The sequence below is a fragment of the Enterobacter sp. CPE_E863 genome, assembly GCF_046521465.1.
Lineage (GTDB): Bacteria > Pseudomonadota > Gammaproteobacteria > Enterobacterales > Enterobacteriaceae > Enterobacter > Enterobacter adelaidei.
This window is the reverse complement of record NZ_JBKFZX010000001.1, coordinates 2,875,038-2,894,948: the sequence shown is the minus strand read 5'-3', so window position 1 is coordinate 2,894,948 and position 19,911 is coordinate 2,875,038. Positions and strand designations below refer to the sequence as shown.

Sequence of the window (19,911 nt, the reverse complement as noted above, 5' to 3'; positions counted from 1 at the left end):
TGGAAGACTGTCAGGAATGGTCTGAGTATGGTGCTCTTTTTAGCCGGGTGGAGCGGATACGCCACCCGGCACAATGAGACTAGCTAAACATCACCTGCGCCCAGCGCGCCAGACCGGCGGTAACGGAACCAAAGTCATCGCCACCCGCAATCGGAATGCCCGGCAGCTGTTCCGCCAGCGCTTTTTTGATCAGCGGTGAACGCGCGCTCCCCCCGGTCAGATAGATAACGTCCGGTTTCTCTTTGCCGTTTTCCAGCGCCAGCTGCACCTGCTCCAGAATACGCTGCAGCGGCTGCGCGAGCGCAGCCTCCAGCCCGTCCTGAGAAATCGCAGTGGCCAGATCGTCGCTGATAAACGGCAAGGAGACCGCATGCTCAGCGCGGTCGGAAAGGGCGATTTTGCTCTCTTCTGCGGTACGTACCACGCGATAGCTAAGACGCTGACGCCACACTTTATACAGCAGGGCGACTTTTTCGGCGTCCTGCGCGTCGCGTACCAGGTCGTTCAGGAAACGGCCATTTGCAGTGCTGTAAAAATCACTCTGCGCCGGGACGTCGTTAATCGCGATAGCGTTCCACCATGGCAGGATTGGCAGAGCGATACCTTTTTCAGTTTGTCCGCCCATGCCGAGCAGTGGCATCAGGCTCTTGAACGCCAGGGCAATATCGAGATCGTTACCGCCGATACGGCAGCCACTGTGCCCCAGCAAGCTGTTTTCGCGGTCGCGACGGTTATGCCATTGTGGCCCCATCAGCAGCAGCGAGCAGTCCGTCGTACCGCCGCCGATATCCACGACTAATACGCGTTTCTCTTCCGTCAGTGTGGCTTCAAAATCCAGTCCCGCCGCAACGGGCTCATACTGGAACACCACGTCACGGAAGCCTGCACGGTGCGCCGCACGTTCAAGGATACCCTGCGCCTGCTGGTTAGCGTCATCTCCCCCCAGACCCTGGAAGTTGATCGGACGGCCAATCACCGCCTGGGCGATCGCTTGCGACACCTGGGTTTGCGCCTGATTGCGAATGTGCAGCATCATGGCGCAGACCAGATCTTCAAACATCGCCACCTGCTGTGGCTTCAGACCGCTGGCACCCAGGAAGGATTTTGGTGATTTAACGAAGTAAACCTCTTCGGGATCTTCGATGTAGTGCCCGAGCGAAGAGAGGCCGAACTGCACGCTGGAAGGCGTAACGTCGATATCTTCCTCGCGGTTAAAACTGACCGCGCGGCGCAGCAATGCCTGAGTCTCCGACGCGGTGGCCGGAACCTGATGATGGCGGAACAGCCATTCGCTGACCGCTTCGCGGGTAGGTGCGCAGAGCATTGAGGGCAGCAGCGTACTCTCTTTTTCCATTTTCAGGAGCTGTGGCTGTCCGTCCTGCATAATTGCAACCGAGCAGTTTGCCGTACCGTAATCAAATCCAATAAACACGAATAATCCCCATGCCAGTGAGAAGGGGCGAGACTTTAACGAAATGTCTGCATCGCGACAACAGGAATATGAAAGCAAGGCGAAACAAGGTCTTTCGGTTTATGCTGAGGGGAACAAAAAAGGAGCGACAATGTATACCCTGACCTGGCAACCCCCTTACGACTGGCAATGGATGTTTGGCTTTCTTGGCGCGCGTGCGGTAGAGGGCGTTGAGACCGTCACTGAACACTATTACGAGCGCAGTTTCGCCTTTGAGGGGCACCAGGGGATCTTTCGCGTCACACCGGATAACCTGACCCACACGCTACAGGTGACGCTGAGCCCCGGGTTAATCCCGGTTGCGCAAACCTGTCTTGAACGTATTGGGCGTCTGTTCGATCTGGCCTGCGATCCGCATGAAATTCACAAGACGCTTGGCGATCTCGGCGTTGCACGGCCAGGCTTGCGTTTGCCTGGGGCGATGGACGCGTACGAACAGGGCGTGCGGGCGATTCTCGGGCAACTGGTGAGCGTGGCGATGGCGGCGAAACTGGCCTCGCGCGTGGTGGCGCTGTGCGGCGAACCGATCGCGGATTGTCCGGGGTATCTCTGCTTCCCCACACCACAAGCGCTGGCCGCAACGGACCCGCTGGCGCTGAAAGCGCTCGGGATGCCGGTCAAACGCGCTGAGTCGTTGATTCATCTGGCGCAATCGGTCATTGAAGGCACGTTTCCGCTGACGCCACCTGAGGATGTTGAGGCAGGCATGAAGGCCTTGCAACAGCGGCCTGGAATAGGGCGCTGGACGGCAAACTATCTGGCTCTGCGCGGCTGGCAGGCGAAGGATGTTTTTCTGCCGGATGATTATCTGATTAAGCAACGCTTTGCCGGGATGACGCCAGCGCAAATTCGTCGCTATGCTCAGCGCTGGCAGCCCTGGCGTTCTTACGCGCTGCTGCACATCTGGTATACCGACGGCTGGGCGCCGTCAGTTGATAGCGAAATAACTGGTATTGAGAAGTAGATCCAGCGGCTGTGGCTCGGCAATCGTGTCACCATAAATAAAATCGAGCCCGATGCCAGAGAGTGTATCCATCATGATCGGCTGATTACAGGGACCCGCGATGGTTTTCATCCCCAGGCGCTGGGCATGGCCCTGGATGATAGTCACCATCATTTCATCCATCAGGTTGCCATAAACATTGGTTACCACTTCCGCATCCAGCATTAGATAGTCGGCCATATTCGCGCTCAGGTGGGTAAAGACGTTCATGTCACGCCCCACCTGACTGAAAATCACGCGACAACCCGCCTGACGAAGCTTTTGCAGCCCCCGTTGCAGGTTTTCATCTGGGTTGCACACCACATCGGCAGGGATGATCAGATGCAGAAGACGGCCCGGCAGTGGGCTTTTATCCAGCAGGTCGAGAAGTTCATCGACCAGCGTCACGCTGGCCAAACCGGCTTCAGAAAGCGGCAGTGCAACGCCCATACCTTTACTGGCGACCTGTGCGGCAGAGGTACGGAAAAACTCACTAAAGATCCGTCTGTCGAGAGCGTGCAACAGCTCAGGCTCCGCCAGGCCAGATCGGAAGGCGTGTTCTTCCTGTACTTCGCCCTGGCTGGTCCACAGGCGTAACGAAATGAGCCAGAAGTTACAGCTTTCCGGTATGCGTGGCGAGGCGACACTGCGGGCTATCATCATCAGATGATTGTCTTTAATCATGTGCCACTGTTCATCCAGTGACATCATGCTGCGTGCGCTGTGGTCCCGCTCCTGCTGAGGTTCGTAAACCGTGACGATGCCGCGCCCACTGTTTTTCGAGGCATAACAGGCGATATCAGCCTGTGACATGATCTCCGATGCCTGATGATTATTTTCATCAATCAACGTGATACCTGCGCTGGCACCAATTCTGTGCAGGCGTCCTTCCCACATAAAGTGATAGCCATTGATGGTATGGATCAGGCGGCTGGCGATATAACGTGCGCTCTCTATGTTGCAGTCCGGCAACAGCAAACCGAATTCGTCCCCGCCCAGACGCGCCAGCACATCACTCGAGCGAAGCATGGTCAACATTAATGAAGAGAGCTCCCTGAGCAGGGCATCACCTGCGGCATGGCCTGCCGTATCGTTGACCGCTTTGAAACGATCAAGATCGATAAAGACCAGAGCATGACGCTGGCGCGTTTCGCGAACGGTCTGCAAGAGCCGTTTGAGATGATTTTCAAAGCTAACCCGGTTTGCCAGGTGGGTCAGGGCATCGTGGGAGGCGCTGTAACTCAACTGGCGCAACATTTTGCGCGACTCTGTCACATCCTGAATCACGATAACCGAGCCAATGTTTTGTCCGTCCAGTGTGCTGAGCGGCGTAATGCTGTAATGAATATCAAAATTACCGCCGGTGCGGCAGTTCAGGACCACGTCCTGATCGATATCGGAACGGGACATATCACCGCTATGAATGTTCTCCATCAGCGGCCCTTTTTCACCAAAGGTAATATGCAGCACCCGCAGGATGGGCTGACCGATAGCTTCGGTCTGCAGCCAGCCACTCATTTTCTCGGCAACCGGGTTCATGAAGGTGACATTCATGTTGATATCGGTGCACAGCACCGCTTCGCCGATGGAGTCGAGGGTTATGTGCAGACGCTCTTTTTCCTGGAACAGGGCCTCGTTGAGTTGCTTAACTTCGGTCATGTCCATGTTGATACCGAGCAGGCGTTCGACTTCGCCCTGCTTGTTCAGCACCCGGTTCGCCAGAGAGCGGATATGTCGCACGCCTTCCTTCACGCGGATGCGGAATTCAAGCTTAAACGGCAAACGGGCGATCAGAGAGTCCCGCAGCACCTTTTCTGCATGCGCGCGATCCTCAGGCAGCATCGCTTCATGCCAGAGTTGCCAGGTGGGCTTGATGTGCGGCGGTATTTCATACAGCTCGAACATTCGCTTATCCCAGCTGATAATGTCTGGCTCCAGATCCCACTCCCAGATGCCGATCCCCCCCGCTTCGTTGGCAAGCGTAATACGCTCCATCAGACGTTTGTTGACCCATTCGGTCTGTTTCAGGTCGTTAATATCTTCGATCTGCGCGATAAAATAGAGGGGTGAACCGTCGGTATGGCGCACGACAGAGACAGCAAGAAGCGCCCAGACCACCTCTCCATTGCGCGTGTAGTAGCGCTTCTCAAGGGTGTAGGTATTAATCTCTCCGTTGACCAGTTGCTCCAGTTGTTTCAGGTCGGTATGCAAATCTTCCGGCCAGGTTAACTGCTGGAAGGTGAGCGACTGGAGCTCACTCTGGCTGTAACCGAGAAAGTTGCACAGTGCCTTGTTGGCCTGAAGCCATTTGCCCTCAATGCTGACCAGCGCCATCCCGATAGCGGAATACTCCATCGCGTTACGAAAACGCTCCTCGCTCTCGGTAATGTGTTTGCGTTCTGCGCGGAAAGCATACATCACCATGGTCATTACGTTGGCAGGCAGGAGCAGCATCAGGAACGGTAGCCACGGCGCATTCAACATGGCGTTAGTATGTTGAGTGGTCAACGCCAGAGGGTTGCGGGCGATCATCAGGGAAACCACCATAACGGTGACCAGAAACACCATGAACGCTTCCATTCGCGGCAGGCGCACGGCACTCCACATAAGCAGAACGATAACGCAGGTAAAGGGCCACGGCAGCCAGATAATGGCTGCCCAACTGAGGACTAACGTCACCGCCATGGTGGTCAGCGTTTCAAGCAGCAATCTCGGGTCACGATGGCGCAGCAGATAATGCGGTTTAAAAAGCAATCCTAACGGCACCAGCGCCAGCGCACCGATGGCTTCAGACAAGACCCAGACGAGGAAATTACGCAGTGGTTCTGGAGTAGGGATCAGACAATAGACCAGAACACCGCCCACCAGTGGTGGCACCAGCGCGCTGCCAATGGCCAGACGGATCCAGTCATTCAGATTTTGCAGCGGGTTATACCACGGGAGCAATTTGCGCAGTAGCAACGCGCCAATCACAGCCTCAATCACGTTGATTGAGGGGTAGATGAAGCTTGTCGCCCCCCACGAAAACAACATCCATGAAGCCAGAATATTGCCAAACGAACAGGCCAGAGCAATCCCCGGCCACATTTTTCCTGCATGGCGGTAAAACGCCACCACCATGATGGCGGTGGGAAACCAGAGCGGCGCCAGCAGAGTACCGAAGCGAGTTAGCTCAAGCGAAAATAAGGTAAAGATAAAGGTGACCAGGCCCAGACAGACAAGTCGTAATAAAGGATGTGGGGTGGTAACCAAAACCCGCTGGTATTGTTTATTCATTACCGCTTTATCCAGAGACGCCATGCCGCCAGGAAAGAAGTCCGGACGAGTGAATTTGATAATTTGGTTTATGCTAGTACAAACAATTTACAATTCATATGGTGACTGCTCATAATTTGACATCATAGACTTATTAAATAGTTACTCTTAAAAAAATCCATGTTAATTGCTGAAAAAGTGTTCATTTAAATTTAACTAAAGGAAGAATGCGCCACTTTTCAGGCTGTCTCGCAGAACCTGTGCTTTCGACTGGTATCACGCTCCCGAAATCCCTATAATTGCCGCGTTTGACGCTCCGGCGTCGTCCTTCCTTAACATCCAGGTTAATCAGGTCGCTAAATTTATGACTGATAAGTCTCATCAGTGCGTCATTATAGGCATCGCCGGCGCATCGGCTTCAGGTAAAAGTCTAATTGCCAGTACGCTTTATCGCGAACTGCGTGAACAAGTAGGTGATGAGCACATCGGCGTCATTCCCGAAGACAGCTATTACAAAGATCAATCCCATCTGTCGATGGAAGAGCGTGTAAAAACCAACTATGACCACCCAAATGCAATGGATCACAGTTTACTGTTCCAGCATCTGGAAGCGCTTAAGAGCGGCCAGGCGATTGAACTGCCGGTTTACAGTTATGTAGAACATACCCGCACTCAGGAAACTATCCGCATCGAGCCGAAGAAGGTCATCATCCTGGAAGGCATTCTGCTTCTCACTGATGCCCGTCTGCGTGAGTCCATGAACTTCTCTATTTTCGTCGATACCCCGCTGGATATCTGCCTGATGCGCCGCATCAAACGTGACGTTAATGAGCGCGGTCGTTCGATGGACTCCGTCATGGCGCAATACCAGAAAACGGTCCGCCCAATGTTCCTGCAATTTATTGAACCGTCCAAGCAATACGCCGATATCATCGTGCCGCGTGGGGGCAAAAACCGCATAGCTATTGATATCTTAAAAGCGAAAATCAGCCAGTTTTTTGAATAAGCCGCGTGAATTGTGTACCGTTCAGAGATAACCTGGTTTTACCCTGAGTGTTTACCGCCTCAGGGTACGATGCATGAAAGGAGAAAGTGCCATGCGTCTTTGTGATCGCGATATTGAAGCCTGGCTGGATGAAGGCCGTTTGTCTATTACCCCACGTCCACCGGTGGAGCGTATCAATGGTGTGACCGTTGATGTGCGGTTGGGGAATAAATTCCGTACCTTTAGTGGCCACACCGCGCCGTTCATCGACCTCAGCGGGCCGAAGGATGAAGTCAGCGCCGCGCTCGATCGCGTGATGAGTGACGAAATCGTCATTGACGAAGGCGAAGCCTTTTATTTGCACCCAGGTGAACTGGCGCTGGCGGTGACGTATGAATCCGTGACGCTCCCAGCGGACCTGGTTGGCTGGCTGGATGGTCGCTCATCACTGGCGCGTCTGGGGTTGATGGTTCACGTAACCGCGCACCGTATTGATCCCGGCTGGTCTGGCCGTATCGTACTGGAGTTCTTCAATGCCGGTAAACTGCCTCTGGCTCTACGCCCTGGAATGATGATCGGCGCGTTAAGCTTTGAACCTCTGTCAGGTCCTGCCGATCGTCCTTATAACCGCCGTCAGGACGCAAAATATCGCGACCAGCAGGGCGCGGTTGCCAGCCGTATTGATAAAGACTGATCGTTAGTCCATCGAGGATGCCATGAGAAGAGTTCTGACAACGCTGATGATTTTGCTGGTGGTGCTGGTTGCTGGCCTTTCGGCGTTGGTTTTGCTGGTTAACCCGAACGATTTCCGCACTTATATGGTGCGGCAGGTCGAGGCACGCAGTGGTTATCAACTGAAGCTTGACGGGTCGCTGCGCTGGCACGTCTGGCCACAGCTCAGCATTCTCTCTGGTCGCATGTCATTAACGGCGCCGGGGGCTGCTTTGCCGCTGGTCTCAGCGGATAACATGCGTCTCGATGTGGCACTAATCCCGTTGTTCTCTCACCAGCTGCAGGTTAATCAGGTGATGCTGAAAGGCGCGGTGATTCAGCTCACTCCGCAAACCGAAGCCGTTCGTGACGCGAATGCGCCGGTTGCGCCGCGAGAAAACACCCTGCCCGATGAACCGTCTGATACGGGCTGGTCCTTTGATATTGGTAAACTGAAAGTTGCTGATAGCGTGTTAGTTTTCCAGCATGAGGATGAGGAGCAGGTTACCGTAAGAAATATCAACCTGCAGATGGAACAGGATGCGCATCATCTGGCAACGGTTGAATTTAGCGGACGGGTGAACCGCGATCAGCGCGATCTGACCCTGTCGCTGAATGCCAACGTGAATGCATCGGATTATCCGCATCAGCTTACCGCCGACATTCAGCAACTGAACTGGCAACTGACGGGAGCCGATCTGCCCTCTCAGGGGATAACCGGTCAGGGAACGTTGCAGGCCGTGTGGCGTGAAGAACAAAAACAGCTGGAACTGGACAACCTCAACCTGCAGGCGAATGACAGTAGCCTGAAAGGGCAGGCGAGCGTCTCTCTCGAGGAAAAACCTAAGTGGGTTTTGAATCTGCAGTTTGACAAGCTTAACCTGGAAAACCTGCTGCCCCCTCTGCCTGCAAGCGCAACGGACAGCGATGCCACGCAAACGGGGCAAAGCCAGACACCGGTCTCACGCCCGGTTATCTCGTCGAATCTTGAACAGCCTGACTATAATGCCCTGCGCGGATTCACGGCAGATATTCTGCTGAAAGCCAATAGCCTGCGCTGGCGCGGCATCGATTTTACCGATGTAAGCAGCCAGATGTTCAACCATAACGGTTTGCTGGTGATCTCTGAACTGAGCGGCAAACTGGGGACCGGACACCTCTCACTGCCGGGCACGCTGGATGTCCGTAAAGATGTTGCCAGCGTCGAATTCCAGCCGCGTCTCGATAACGTTGAGATTGGTACCATCCTGAAAGCCTTCAACTACCCGATATCTCTGACCGGGCAGTTGACGCTGGCGGGTGACTTCTCCGGTACAAAAATTGATGCCGATGCTTTCCGTCGCGAGTGGCAGGGGCAGGGGCATGTTGATCTGAAAAACTCCCGAATGGAAGGCCTTAACTTCCAACAGCTGGTGCAGCAGGCGGTTGAACGCAGCAGTGATGTGAAAGCCCAGGAAAACTACGATAGCGCCACGCGCCTCGACAGCTTCACCACCGACCTGACGCTGGATAACGGACAGCTTACTCTGGACAGCATGGAAGGAACCTCTTCCATGCTGTCACTGACGGGGGACGGTTCACTGGATCTGGTGAAAGAGACGGCGGACACCCGTTTTAATGTCAGGGTACTTTCCGGCTGGCAGGGTGAAAGTAAGCTGATTGACTTCCTGAAAGAGACGCCGATCCCGCTTAGCGTATATGGTAAATGGCAGGCGCTGAATTACAGCCTTCAGGTGGATCAGATCCTGCGTAAGCATCTGCAGGATGAAGCCAAACGTCGGCTTAACAGCTGGGCGGATCGTAATAAAGATTCACAGACAGGCAAAGATGTGAAAAAGCTGTTGGATAAGCTTTGATGTCTGTTGTGCCGGGTAAGGCGCTGCCGCCTCCCGGCTTTTTTACACCTCAAAATCCAGCTCTTCTTCATCTCGCAGGGGGATGATCTGAACCTTTTGCACGCGATGGTTTTCAATCTGTAGCGTTTTAAGCAGATAGTCGCCCACCTGAACCTCTTCCCCCTGCTGCGGGATACGCTGCAAATACTCCATCAGCAGACCGGCGATGGTGTGATATTCACGTTTTTCATCCAGCGGTAGCGGTACATATTGCACCAGGTCCTCAAGCGGCATATGGCCGTTGGCCGTCCAGGAACCGTCAGCATTTTTCTGGATGTCATGGCGGGCATCAATCTCATCCACCTCGTTGGGTAAATTACCGGCGATGGTTTCCATCACGTCGCTGAGCGTGACCAGTCCTTCAACCGAACCAAACTCATCTACTACAAAAGCGAAGTGGGTGCGCGCATTACGGAATTGCTCAAGAGCAGAGAGCAGGTGCAGCCCCTCCGGGAAAACCAGTGGCTGACGCACCAGGGCGCGCAGGTTTAACGCTTCACCGTGTAACTGCTGTTGCAGCAGGTCGATGACATGCACCACACCCAGTAACTCTTCCTCTTCCTCACCGCCAGTCACAACTACGCGGGTATGCTGATTTTTATCCAGCAAAGCGCGAATGTGTTCTTCCGGTGCTGTCAGGTCGATATGCTCAATGTCATGACGTGAAGTCATGATGCTGCTGACCGAACGCTGATTCAGATTGAGCACCCGCTCAATCATTAGCCGCTCCTGCGGATTGAAGATCTGCCCGTCGTTATGATCGGCCAGCATCGCAGAAGATTCGGCATCTAATTCCGCGTCCTCTTTTTGCCCGCTGAGCAGGCGCATCACGGTATCAGCGGTCCGCTGGCGCAGGCTCTGGTTTGCCGACAAAAAGCGACGACGGTTGAATATGGCGAGCTGGTTCAGGGATTCAATCATCACCGAGAAGCCGATCGCGGCGTACAGGTAGCCTTTTGGAATATGGAAGCCAAAACCGTCGGCGACCAGGCTAAAGCCAATCATCAGCAGGAAGCTCAGGCAGAGGATAACGATGGTCGGGTGGCTGTTCACAAACCGCGTCAACGCTTTGCTCGCCATGACCATCAGCGTGATGGCGATAATTACCGCAGCCATCATGACGGCAAGATGGTCCACCATTCCGACGGCAGTGATCACCGAGTCCAGAGAGAAGACCGCATCCAGTACCACAATCTGTGCCACGACCGGCCAGAATTTAGCTCCCCGTCGCTGGGTGGGATTTTCGCTGTCTTTCCCTTCGAGCCGTTCGTTCAGTTCTACTGTGGCTTTGAACAACAGGAACAACCCGCCGAAGAGCATGATCAGGTCGCGGGCGCTAAAGCTGATATTGTATAGAGTAATCAGTGGCTTAGTTAGCGTGACAAGCCAGGAAATTGACGCCAGCAGCAGCAGTCGCATCGCCATCGCCAGCAGTAAGCCCGTTACGCGCGCGCGGTCGCGCTGGGAAGGGGGGAGTTTTTCAGCGAGGATGGCGATAAAGACCAGATTATCAATACCGAGAACTAATTCGATGACGACCAGCGTAACCAGCCCGGCCCAGATTGATGGATCGGCAATCCATTCCATAGTAATAGCAATACCTTCTGTTATATGACCAATGTCACACTTCGATCATGGATAAAGCTGAAAGAAATTGCAATGCCGGGCTGCGATTTCTCTTAATACGATGTACTAAACAGAGTGGCATTGATTGAAACTGTAAATAAGGTAAATGCGTAGATTTAATTACAGAAAGGAATTTTAGGATATATCGCAGCTAATGGTTTTTATTTTTATATTGTCAATATAAAGAAAATCCTAAAAGGTGAAAACTTTGCTCTTAATATTAATCTTAAAAACAGATATTGAGAGAGATGTCTCCTTGCCTGCTATTAGGTAAGCTGCAACAATTCTCCCGGCACCAAATGTTAAATCACGGTGTTGCAATTATTGTTTTGGTCTTCAGACAGGGTTATTCATTGTCCGTTGGATGTTTCAGGCGGTTGATATATTTCCAGAAGACCATCCTCAAGAGGGCGTCTATCCATAACACATTGTTTAGTCAGTGGATTGGTAACTGAAAGCCAAGGGCGGTAGCGTGTCTGAAAGCGTGTGAATCAGCCCCGGTTATTCTGTCAAGAGCCAATGGATGAATAAGCTTTTTTTAGGACTGATGCCAGTTATATTTCTATTTGATTAACTGCATGCTGAAACCCAATACAACACGAGCTTATTTAAATTGAACGGGATAATTACTCTGCCAAAGTGATAAATAATCAATGATGAAATCCAAAATGAAATTGATGCCATTATTGGTATCTGCACTCTTGATGAGCGGTTGTACGGTCTTTCCCGGCAGCAATATGTCCACGATGGGCAAGGACGTGATTAAACAACAAGATGCCGATTTTGATCTCGACAAAATGGTGAATGTTTATCCGCTCACGCCGCGTCTGGTGGAACAATTGCGTCCACGTCCAAATGTTGCCCAGCCGAATATGTCTCTGGACCAGGAGATCGCCGCTTACCAGTACCGCGTGGGGCCGGGTGACGTTATCAACGTGACCGTCTGGGATCACCCTGAACTGACCACCCCTGCGGGTCAGTACCGTAGCTCAAGCGACACCGGGAACTGGGTGCAATCTGACGGCACCATGTTCTATCCCTATATCGGCAAAGTGCATGTTGCCGGAAAAACGCTTGCCGAGATCCGTAGTGATATTACCGGCCGCTTAGCGCAGTACATCGCTGACCCGCAGGTGGACGTTAATATCGCCGCATTCCGCTCGCAAAAGGCCTATATCTCCGGCCAGGTGAACAAATCAGGCCAGCAGGCCATCACCAACGTCCCACTGACTGTGCTGGACGCCATTAACTCTGCGGGTGGCTTAACCGATGGTGCCGACTGGCGCAACGTGGTGCTGACCCACAACGGTAAAGAGCAGCGTATTTCGCTGCAGGCGCTGATGCAAAACGGCGATCTGACCCAGAACCGACTGCTCTATCCGGGTGACATTCTTTACGTGCCACGCAATGACGATCTGAAAGTCTTCGTGATGGGGGAGGTGAAGAAACAGAGCACCCTCAAAATGGACTTCAGCGGTATGACCCTGACCGAAGCGCTGGGCAATGCGGAAGGTATCGATCTGACCTCGTCTAACGCCAGCGGCATCTTTGTGATCCGTCCGCTGAAGGGTGAGGGCAGCGCGAAAGGCAAGATTGCCAACATTTATCAGTTGGATATGTCCGATGCGACCTCTCTGGTAATGGCCACGGAGTTCCGTCTCCAGCCATACGATGTGGTGTACGTCACCACCGCGCCGGTTGCCCGCTGGAACCGCCTGATCAACCAGTTGCTGCCAACCATCAGTGGCGTTCGCTACATGACGGATACGGCGCGCGACATTCATACCTGGTAATCCATGATGTTTAACAAAATTCTGGTGGTATGCGTGGGGAACATTTGCCGTTCCCCCACGGCTGAAAGGTTGCTGAAACAGTACCAGCCTGCATTGGTCGTTGAGTCCGCAGGGCTGGGGGCGCTGGTCGGCAAAGGCGCTGATGAGCACGCAGCGAGCGTGGCCCGGGATCATAACCTTTCTCTTGATGGCCACATTGCCCGCCAGGTCACCGGCCGGATGTGCCGGGAGTATGACCTGATCCTGACGATGGAAAAACGCCATATTCATGCGCTGTGCGATATCGCTCCGGAGATGCGCGGCAAGGTGATGCTGTTTGGTCACTGGGACAATGAACGCGAAATCCCTGACCCGTATCGCAAAAGCCATGAGGCCTTCGAGGCGGTTTACACCTTACTTGACCAGTCTGCCCAACAATGGGCGCAGGCACTGAAAGCTCAGCAGGGATAACAATGACAGAAAAAACAAGACTTTCCGCCGCCCCGACTTCGGGCAGTGATGAAATTGATATTGGGCGCCTGGTCGGCACGGTTGTAGAGGCAAAGTGGTGGGTGCTTGGGATCACCGCCGTGTTTGCCGCGGCCGCTGTCGTCTATACGCTGTTCGCAACGCCTATCTACAGCGCTGATGCGCTGGTACAGATTGAACAAAATACCGGCAACTCGCTGGTGCAGGATATCGGCTCTGCGCTGGCGAACAAACCGCCGGCCTCCGACGCTGAAATTCAGCTGATCCAGTCACGTCTGGTGCTGGGTAAAACGGTTCACGACCTCGGGCTCGATATCTCCGTCACCAAAAATACCTTCCCGATATTTGGTGCGGGCTGGGATCGGCTGATGGGCAGAAACAACGACACGGTGAAGGTCACAGACTTCGTGCTGCCGAAAGGGGCTGCCGATCAGACCTTTACCCTGACGGTGCTCGGCCCGAAACAGTATCAGTTGACCAGCGACGCGGGCTTTAGCGCGCGCGGCGAAGTGGGACAGATGCTGACCAAAGAGGGCGTCAGCATGATGGTCAGCGCGATTAACGCCCACGAAGGGGGGGAATTCACCGTCACCAAATTCTCCACGCTGGGGATGATCAACAATCTGCAAAACAACCTGACCGTCACTGAAAACGGTAAGGACACCGGCGTGCTGAGCATGACCTTTACCGGTGAAGATAAAGATCAGATTCGCAATATCCTGAACAGTATCACCCGCAACTATCTTGAGCAGAACGTTGAGCGTAAGTCGGCGGAAGCGGCGAAAAGCCTGGCCTTCCTCGCGAAACAGCTCCCGGAAGTGCGCGCCCATCTGGATGAGGCCGAGAACAAGCTGAACGCCTATCGTCAGGATAAAGACTCTGTCGACCTGCCGCTGGAAGCAAAATCAGTTCTTGATTCAATGGTCAACATTGATGCTCAGCTCAACGAGTTGACCTTCAAAGAGGCGGAGATTTCCAAGCTCTATACCAAACGTCACCCGGCCTACCGCACGCTGCTTGAGAAACGCCGCACGCTGGAAGAGGAAAAGGCAAAGCTCAACGGTCGCGTGACTGCGATGCCGAAAACGCAGCAGGAGATCGTGCGTCTGACCCGAGACGTGGAATCGGGCCAGCAGGTTTACATGCAGCTGCTGAACAAACAGCAGGAGCTGAAAATCACCGAAGCCAGTACCGTCGGGGACGTCCGTATTGTTGACCCGGCCATTACTCAGCCTGGTGTGCTGAAGCCGAAGAAAGCGCTGATTATTCTCGGGAGCATTATTCTTGGCCTGATGCTCTCCATCGTTGGCGTGCTGCTGCGCTCGCTGTTTAACCGCGGTATCGAAAGCCCGCAGGTGCTGGAAGAGAACGGTATCAACGTCTACGCCAGCATCCCGCAGTCTGAATGGCAAAAATCCCGTGACAGCGTCAAAACCATCAAAGGCGTTAAGCGTTACAAACAGAGCCAGCTGCTGGCGGTGGGTAACCCGACTGACCTCGCCATCGAAGCGATCCGCAGCCTGCGTACCAGCCTGCACTTTGCCATGATGCAGGCCAAAAACAACGTCCTGATGTTAACCGGCGTCAGCCCGTCAATCGGTAAGACTTTCGTCTGCGCCAACCTGGCGGCGGTGGTCAGCCAGACCAACAAGCGTGTGCTGCTGATCGACTGCGATATGCGCAAAGGCTATACCCACGAACTGCTGGGCACCAACAACGTTAACGGTCTGTCGGAAATCCTGCTGGGTAAAGGTGAGATCGGCCAGAGTGCAAAACCGACAACGATCCCGAAATTCGACCTGATCCCACGTGGACAGATTCCGCCGAACCCATCTGAACTGCTGATGAGCGAGCGTTTTGCCGAGCTGGTGGAGTGGGCAAGTAAGCATTACGACCTGGTGCTAATCGATACTCCGCCAATTCTGGCCGTGACCGATGCCGCCGTGGTTGGCCGTCTTGCTGGTACTACGTTGATGGTCGCGCGCTATGCGGTGAACACCATTAAAGAAGTGGAAACCAGTCTGAGCCGCTTCGAGCAGAACGGGATTGAGGTCAAAGGGGTGATCCTGAACTCCATCTTCCGTCGCGCGAGTGGGTATCAGGATTACGGCTATTACGAGTACGAATACAAATCTGACAGTAAATAAAAATCCCCTTCACCCTAACCCTCAGCCCACAGGGAGAGGGTCGGGGTGAGGGATAAGGGGAAGACCATGACCACACAACGCCCTTTAGTTTCAATCTATATGCCGACATGGAATCGTCAGCAGCTGGCGATCCGTGCAATCAAATCTGTACTGCGACAGGATTACGATAACTGGGAGCTGATCATCGTTGACGACTGTTCCTCCTCTTTCGAGCAATTGCAGAAATTTGTGGCCGACCTCAACGACCCGCGCGTGATGTATACGCATAACGAGATTAATTCCGGCGCGTGTGCAGTACGCAATCAGGCGATCACGCAGGCCAAAGGGCAATACCTGACCGGAATTGATGACGATGACGAATGGACGCCGAACCGTCTGTCGACATTCCTGTCACACAAGGAACAGCTGGTCACGCATGCTTTCCTGTATGCCAACGATTATGTCTGTCAGGGCGAAGTCTACTCGCAGCCTGCCAGCCTGCCGTTGTACCCAAAATCACCGTACTCCCGCCGCCTGTTCTACAAGCGCAACATTATTGGTAACCAGGTCTTTACCTGGGCGTGGCGCTTTAAAGAGTGCCTGTTTGATACCGAACTCAAGGCCGCGCAGGATTACGACATCTTCCTTCGGATGGTGGTGGAATACGGTGAGCCGTGGAAAGTGGAAGAGGCCACGCAGATCCTGCATATCAACCACGGGGAGATGCAAATCACCTCCTCGCCGAAGAAATTCTCGGGCTACTTCCATTTTTACCGCAAGCACAAGGACAAGTTTGATCGTGCCAGCAGGAAGTATCAGCTCTTTACCCTCTATCAGATCCGCAACAAGCGCATGAACTGGCGCACGTTGCTGACATTGCTCTCCGTGCGTAACGGCAAGCGTCTGGCTGACGGGCTTCGGGGGAAATAATGTTTCTGGAAGATTGCCGCGCAAACAGCTGGAGCCTGCGCCCGTGCTGCATGGTCCTGGCCTACCGCATCGCGCACTTTTGCTCGGTGTGGCGCAAGAAAAATGTGCTGAACAATATCTGGGCTGCACCGGTGCTGGTGCTGTACCGCATCATCACTGAATGCTTTTTTGGTTATGAGATTCAGGCCGCAGCCACCATTGGCCGCCGCTTTACCATCCACCACGGCTATGCGGTGGTGATCAACAAGTTCGTGGTCGCCGGGGATGATCTCACTATTCGTCATGCGGTCACCATCGGTAACCGTGGGCCAGACAGTCTGGCGTGCCCGGTTATCGGCAATAACGTTGAGCTGGGCGCGAACGTGGTGATCATTGGCGATATTACGATTGGTAATAACGTCACCATTGGCGCTGGCAGCGTGGTGCTGGACAGCATTCCGGATAACGCGCTGGTGGTGGGAGAAAAAGCCCGCGTGAAGGTGATTAAATGAATATTCTGCAATTTAACGTACGCCTCGCAGAAGGCGGGGCGGCCGGCGTGGCGCTGGATCTGCATCAGCGTGCGCTGCAAAAAGGGTTACAGTCCCGTTTTGTCTATGGCTATGGCAAAGGGGGTAAGAAAAGCGTTAGCCACGATCGCTATCCGCAGGTGTTGAAACAGACCCCACGATTGACGTCGATCGCCAACATTGCGCTGTTCCGCCTGTTTAACCGCGATCTGTTTGGCAACCTGAATAACCTCTACCGCACCGTGACGCGAACCACCGGTCCGGTGGTGCTGCATTTTCATGTGTTGCACAGCTACTGGCTCAACCTGGAAGAGGTGGTCGCGTTTTGTGAGAACGTGCAGGCACATAAACCGGACACCCGCTTTGTCTGGACGCTGCACGATCACTGGAGCGTGACCGGCCGCTGTGCGTTTACCGACGGTTGCGAAGGCTGGAAAAATAACTGCCGGAAATGCCCGACATTAAGTAACTACCCACCGGTGAAAGTGGATCGTGCTCATCAACTGGTGGAGGGTAAGCGCCAGCTGTTCCGCGACATGCTTTCGCTGGGGTGCACGTTTATCTCCCCAAGCCAGCATGTGGCGGATGCGTTCAACAGCCTTTACGGGGCAGGGCGCTGCAAGATTATCAACAACGGCATCGACGTGGCGACGGAAGCCATTCTTGCCGAGCTGACTCCGGTGGCCGAAACCACGGGCAAACCTAAAATCGCTATCGTTGCGCATGACCTGCGTTATGACGGTAAAACCAATCAGCAGCTGGTGCGCGACATGATGGCGCTGGGCGACAATATCGAGCTGCATACCTTCGGCAAGTTTTCCCCGTTCGAAGGGACAAACGTGGTCAATCACGGGTTTGAAACCGACAAACGCAAACTGATGAGTGCACTGAACGAAATGGATGCCTTGGTGTTCAGCTCCCGGGTGGATAACTATCCCCTGATCCTTTGCGAAGCACTCTCTATCGGCGTGCCGGTGATTGCCACCCACAGCGACGCTGCGCGTGAAGTGCTGGAAAAATCGGGCGGTAAAACGTTCGCTGAAAACGAGGTGCTGCCGCTGGTGCAACTGCCGAAAGCCGATATCGCGCAGGCCGTATTTGGTACTGACCTGGAATCGTTCCGCAAGCGCAGCCGCAAGGCCTACAGTGGACAACAGATGCTGGAGGAGTATGTCTCGTTCTATCAGAATCTGTAGTTATCTGTTGCTGCCGCTGATCTACCTGCTGGTTAACGTTAAGATTGCCCAGCTAGGCGAAAGCTTCCCGATAACTATCGTTACTTTCTTGCCTGTCCTGCTTCTGCTGTATGTCGATAAAATCAACCTTAAGAAGCTGATGATTGCCCTGGGGATGGGGACGTGCCTGACGCTATTTAACTACATCTTTGGACAGTCACTGGATGCCAGTAAATACGTCACCTCGACCATGCTGTTTGTTTATATTGTCATTATTATCGGAATGGTCTGGAGTATTCGTTTTAAAACCATTTCTCCACACAATTATCGGAAAATCCTCAGGTTCTTTTATATTGCCGTTGCGTTAATTGTTATGCTTGCCGCACTGGAAATGGCACAAATTATTCTCACCGGTGGTAGTAGCCTGATGGAGATAATTTCGAAATATCTCATTTACAGTAACAGCTATGTATTGAACTTCATCAAGTTTGGCGGGAAGCGTACTACGGCCCTCTATTTTGAACCGGCGTTTTTCGCTCTGGCGTTAATCTCAATTTGGCTCAGCATCAAACAGTTTGGTATCAAAACGCCTAAGACCGATGCTATGATTCTTGCAGGAATTGTTCTGTCAGGATCGTTCTCGGGGGTAATGACATTTATCCTGTTTTACCTGCTGGAGTGGGCGTTCCAGTACCTGAACAAAGAGGCAATTAAGAAAAAACTGCCGCTGGCAATTATCTCCCTGACGGTATTCATGGTCGGCGTTATATTTGCTTTCCCGTACATCTCAGAACGTCTGGGTGATTTGGGAACGGAAGGGTCTTCATCTTATTATCGCATCATTGGTCCGCTGGTGATGGTGGGTTATTCCTTAACCCATATTGATGGTGTAGTAAGATTTGGCTCACTTTACGAATATGTTGCATCATTCGGAATCTTTAACGGTGCGGATGTCGGTAAAACCATAGACAATGGTCTGTATCTGTTAATTATTTATTTTTCGTGGTTTGCCGTACTGTTGACAATTTGGTATCTGTTTAAAGTTTTCAAAATGATGATTAACGCGTTTGGTGATAACCAGAACTTTCGCGTGCAGCTTTATCTGTTTACGCCAATGTCGCTGTTTTTTACCGGTTCAATATTTAGCCCGGAATATGCTTTCTTAATTGTTTGTCCGTTTATTCTGCGTAAAGCGCTTAATATTACGAATTCATGACGAGGTGGTCTTATGTTTCTAAGCGTCATTACTGTCGCTTTTCGTAATTACGAAGGGGTGGTAAAAACCTGGCGCTCGCTGCGCAATCTGGCGCGCGATCCGAGCCTTACCTTTGAGTGGATCGTGGTTGATGGCGGCTCAAACGACGGTACGGCAGAGTTTCTGGAAAAACTCAACGGTGAGTTCAACTTACGCTACATCAGTGAGAAAGATAAAGGCATCTACGATGCGATGAATAAAGGCATTGAGATGGCGAAGGGCCGCTATGTGATCTTCCTGAATTCGGGTGATGTGTTCCACGATGACGTGGCGATGTTTGCCCGACAGCTGGCTCGCCAGAAAGAAGAGGCCATGTTTATTGGCGATGCGCTGCTCGATTTCGGGGATGGACATAAAGTTTGCCGCAGTGCGAAACCAGGTTGGTATATCTATCACAGTCTACCCGCCAGTCATCAGGCCATTTTCTTTCCGGTAAAAGGTCTGAAAAAACAGCCGTTCGACTTGCAGTATAAAGTGTCATCCGATTATGCGCTGGCAGCCAGTTTATATAAGTCTGGCTACCCGTTCCGTCGAATTAAGGGGCTGGTGTCCGAATTTTCCATGGGCGGTGTATCCACTTCGAACAACCTGGAGTTGTGCCAGGATGCAAAAAACGTACAGCGAAAAATATTGCGCGTGCCGGCCTTCTGGGCAGAACTGTCTTATTTATTACGTCTGAAAACCACAGGTAAAACCAAAGCCTTATATAACAAAGCCTGAAATATAAGGA

At 53.0% G+C, this 19,911-nt stretch carries 15 protein-coding genes; 12 read left to right on the top strand and 3 right to left on the bottom strand.

Going from position 1 to position 19,911, the window contains the following annotated elements; translation table 11 throughout:
* Positions 1-79: 79 nt before the first annotated feature.
* The gene (yegD, locus tag ACLHV8_RS14340) at positions 80-1,432 is read right to left on the bottom strand and encodes a molecular chaperone (RefSeq protein ID WP_208594252.1); all 1,353 of its coding nucleotides are present in this window, start codon (positions 1,430-1,432) and stop codon (positions 80-82) included.
* 130 nt (positions 1,433-1,562) lie between these two features.
* On the opposite strand from yegD, the gene alkA reads away from it, so the two are divergent.
* Entirely contained in the window at positions 1,563-2,435 is an 873-nt protein-coding gene (gene alkA, locus ACLHV8_RS14335; protein ID WP_208594253.1) for a DNA-3-methyladenine glycosylase 2, read from the top strand.
* Here alkA and ACLHV8_RS14330 read toward each other — a convergent pair.
* Positions 2,400-5,729: a diguanylate cyclase gene (locus ACLHV8_RS14330; RefSeq protein ID WP_208594254.1), complete on the bottom strand. Its 3,330-nt coding sequence runs from the start codon at positions 5,727-5,729 to the stop codon at positions 2,400-2,402. The genes alkA and ACLHV8_RS14330 overlap by 36 nt on opposite strands.
* A gap of 343 nt (positions 5,730-6,072) precedes the next feature.
* On the opposite strand from ACLHV8_RS14330, the gene udk reads away from it, so the two are divergent.
* From udk to asmA, 3 genes are all read left to right on the top strand, one after another.
* Positions 6,073-6,714, top strand: coding sequence for a uridine kinase (udk, locus tag ACLHV8_RS14325; protein ID WP_008500855.1), 642 nt, complete (start codon positions 6,073-6,075; stop codon positions 6,712-6,714).
* Positions 6,715-6,805: 91 nt separating this feature from the next.
* Entirely contained in the window at positions 6,806-7,387 is a 582-nt protein-coding gene (gene dcd / locus ACLHV8_RS14320; RefSeq protein ID WP_028016363.1) for a dCTP deaminase, read from the top strand.
* 22 nt (positions 7,388-7,409) lie between these two features.
* Complete coding sequence (gene asmA, locus ACLHV8_RS14315) at positions 7,410-9,260, top strand: outer membrane assembly protein AsmA (RefSeq protein WP_208594255.1); 1,851 nt, start codon at positions 7,410-7,412, stop codon at positions 9,258-9,260.
* A 42-nt stretch (positions 9,261-9,302) separates the two neighbouring features.
* Here the strand turns inward: asmA and ACLHV8_RS14310 are convergent, their stop codons facing one another.
* A complete protein-coding gene (locus ACLHV8_RS14310; protein ID WP_208594256.1) occupies positions 9,303-10,886 on the bottom strand; it encodes a TerC family protein in 1,584 nt (527 codons plus the stop codon).
* 692 nt (positions 10,887-11,578) lie between these two features.
* Here ACLHV8_RS14310 and ACLHV8_RS14305 point away from each other — a divergent pair.
* The 8 genes from ACLHV8_RS14305 (at position 11,579) to wcaE (ending at position 19,901) form a co-directional block, all read left to right on the top strand.
* A complete protein-coding gene (locus ACLHV8_RS14305; protein WP_028016366.1) occupies positions 11,579-12,718 on the top strand; it encodes a polysaccharide export protein in 1,140 nt (379 codons plus the stop codon).
* Between the two features lie 6 nt (positions 12,719-12,724).
* Positions 12,725-13,168 (top strand): low molecular weight protein-tyrosine-phosphatase Wzb, encoded by a 444-nt coding sequence (gene wzb, locus ACLHV8_RS14300; RefSeq protein WP_028016367.1) that lies wholly within the window; start codon positions 12,725-12,727, stop codon positions 13,166-13,168.
* A gap of 2 nt (positions 13,169-13,170) precedes the next feature.
* Positions 13,171-15,333 carry a tyrosine-protein kinase Wzc gene (gene wzc, locus ACLHV8_RS14295; RefSeq protein WP_208594257.1) on the top strand — a complete coding sequence of 721 codons (2,163 nt, stop codon included), beginning with the start codon at positions 13,171-13,173 and terminating at the stop codon, positions 15,331-15,333.
* A gap of 66 nt (positions 15,334-15,399) precedes the next feature.
* Positions 15,400-16,242 carry a colanic acid biosynthesis glycosyltransferase WcaA gene (gene wcaA / locus ACLHV8_RS14290; protein ID WP_028016369.1) on the top strand — a complete coding sequence of 281 codons (843 nt, stop codon included), beginning with the start codon at positions 15,400-15,402 and terminating at the stop codon, positions 16,240-16,242.
* Positions 16,242-16,733, top strand: coding sequence for a colanic acid biosynthesis acetyltransferase WcaB (wcaB, locus tag ACLHV8_RS14285; protein WP_208594258.1), 492 nt, complete (start codon positions 16,242-16,244; stop codon positions 16,731-16,733). Before wcaA ends, wcaB begins: the two co-directional genes overlap by 1 nt.
* Positions 16,730-17,947, top strand: coding sequence for a colanic acid biosynthesis glycosyltransferase WcaC (gene wcaC, locus ACLHV8_RS14280; RefSeq protein WP_049008259.1), 1,218 nt, complete (start codon positions 16,730-16,732; stop codon positions 17,945-17,947). The genes wcaB and wcaC overlap by 4 nt, the downstream gene beginning before the upstream one ends.
* Entirely contained in the window at positions 17,922-19,142 is a 1,221-nt protein-coding gene (gene wcaD / locus ACLHV8_RS14275) for a colanic acid polymerase WcaD (RefSeq protein WP_208594259.1), read from the top strand. Before wcaC ends, wcaD begins: the two co-directional genes overlap by 26 nt.
* A gap of 12 nt (positions 19,143-19,154) precedes the next feature.
* Positions 19,155-19,901, top strand: a complete 747-nt coding sequence (gene wcaE, locus ACLHV8_RS14270) for a colanic acid biosynthesis glycosyltransferase WcaE (RefSeq protein WP_208594260.1) — start codon at positions 19,155-19,157, stop codon at positions 19,899-19,901.
* Positions 19,902-19,911 lie beyond the last annotated feature (10 nt).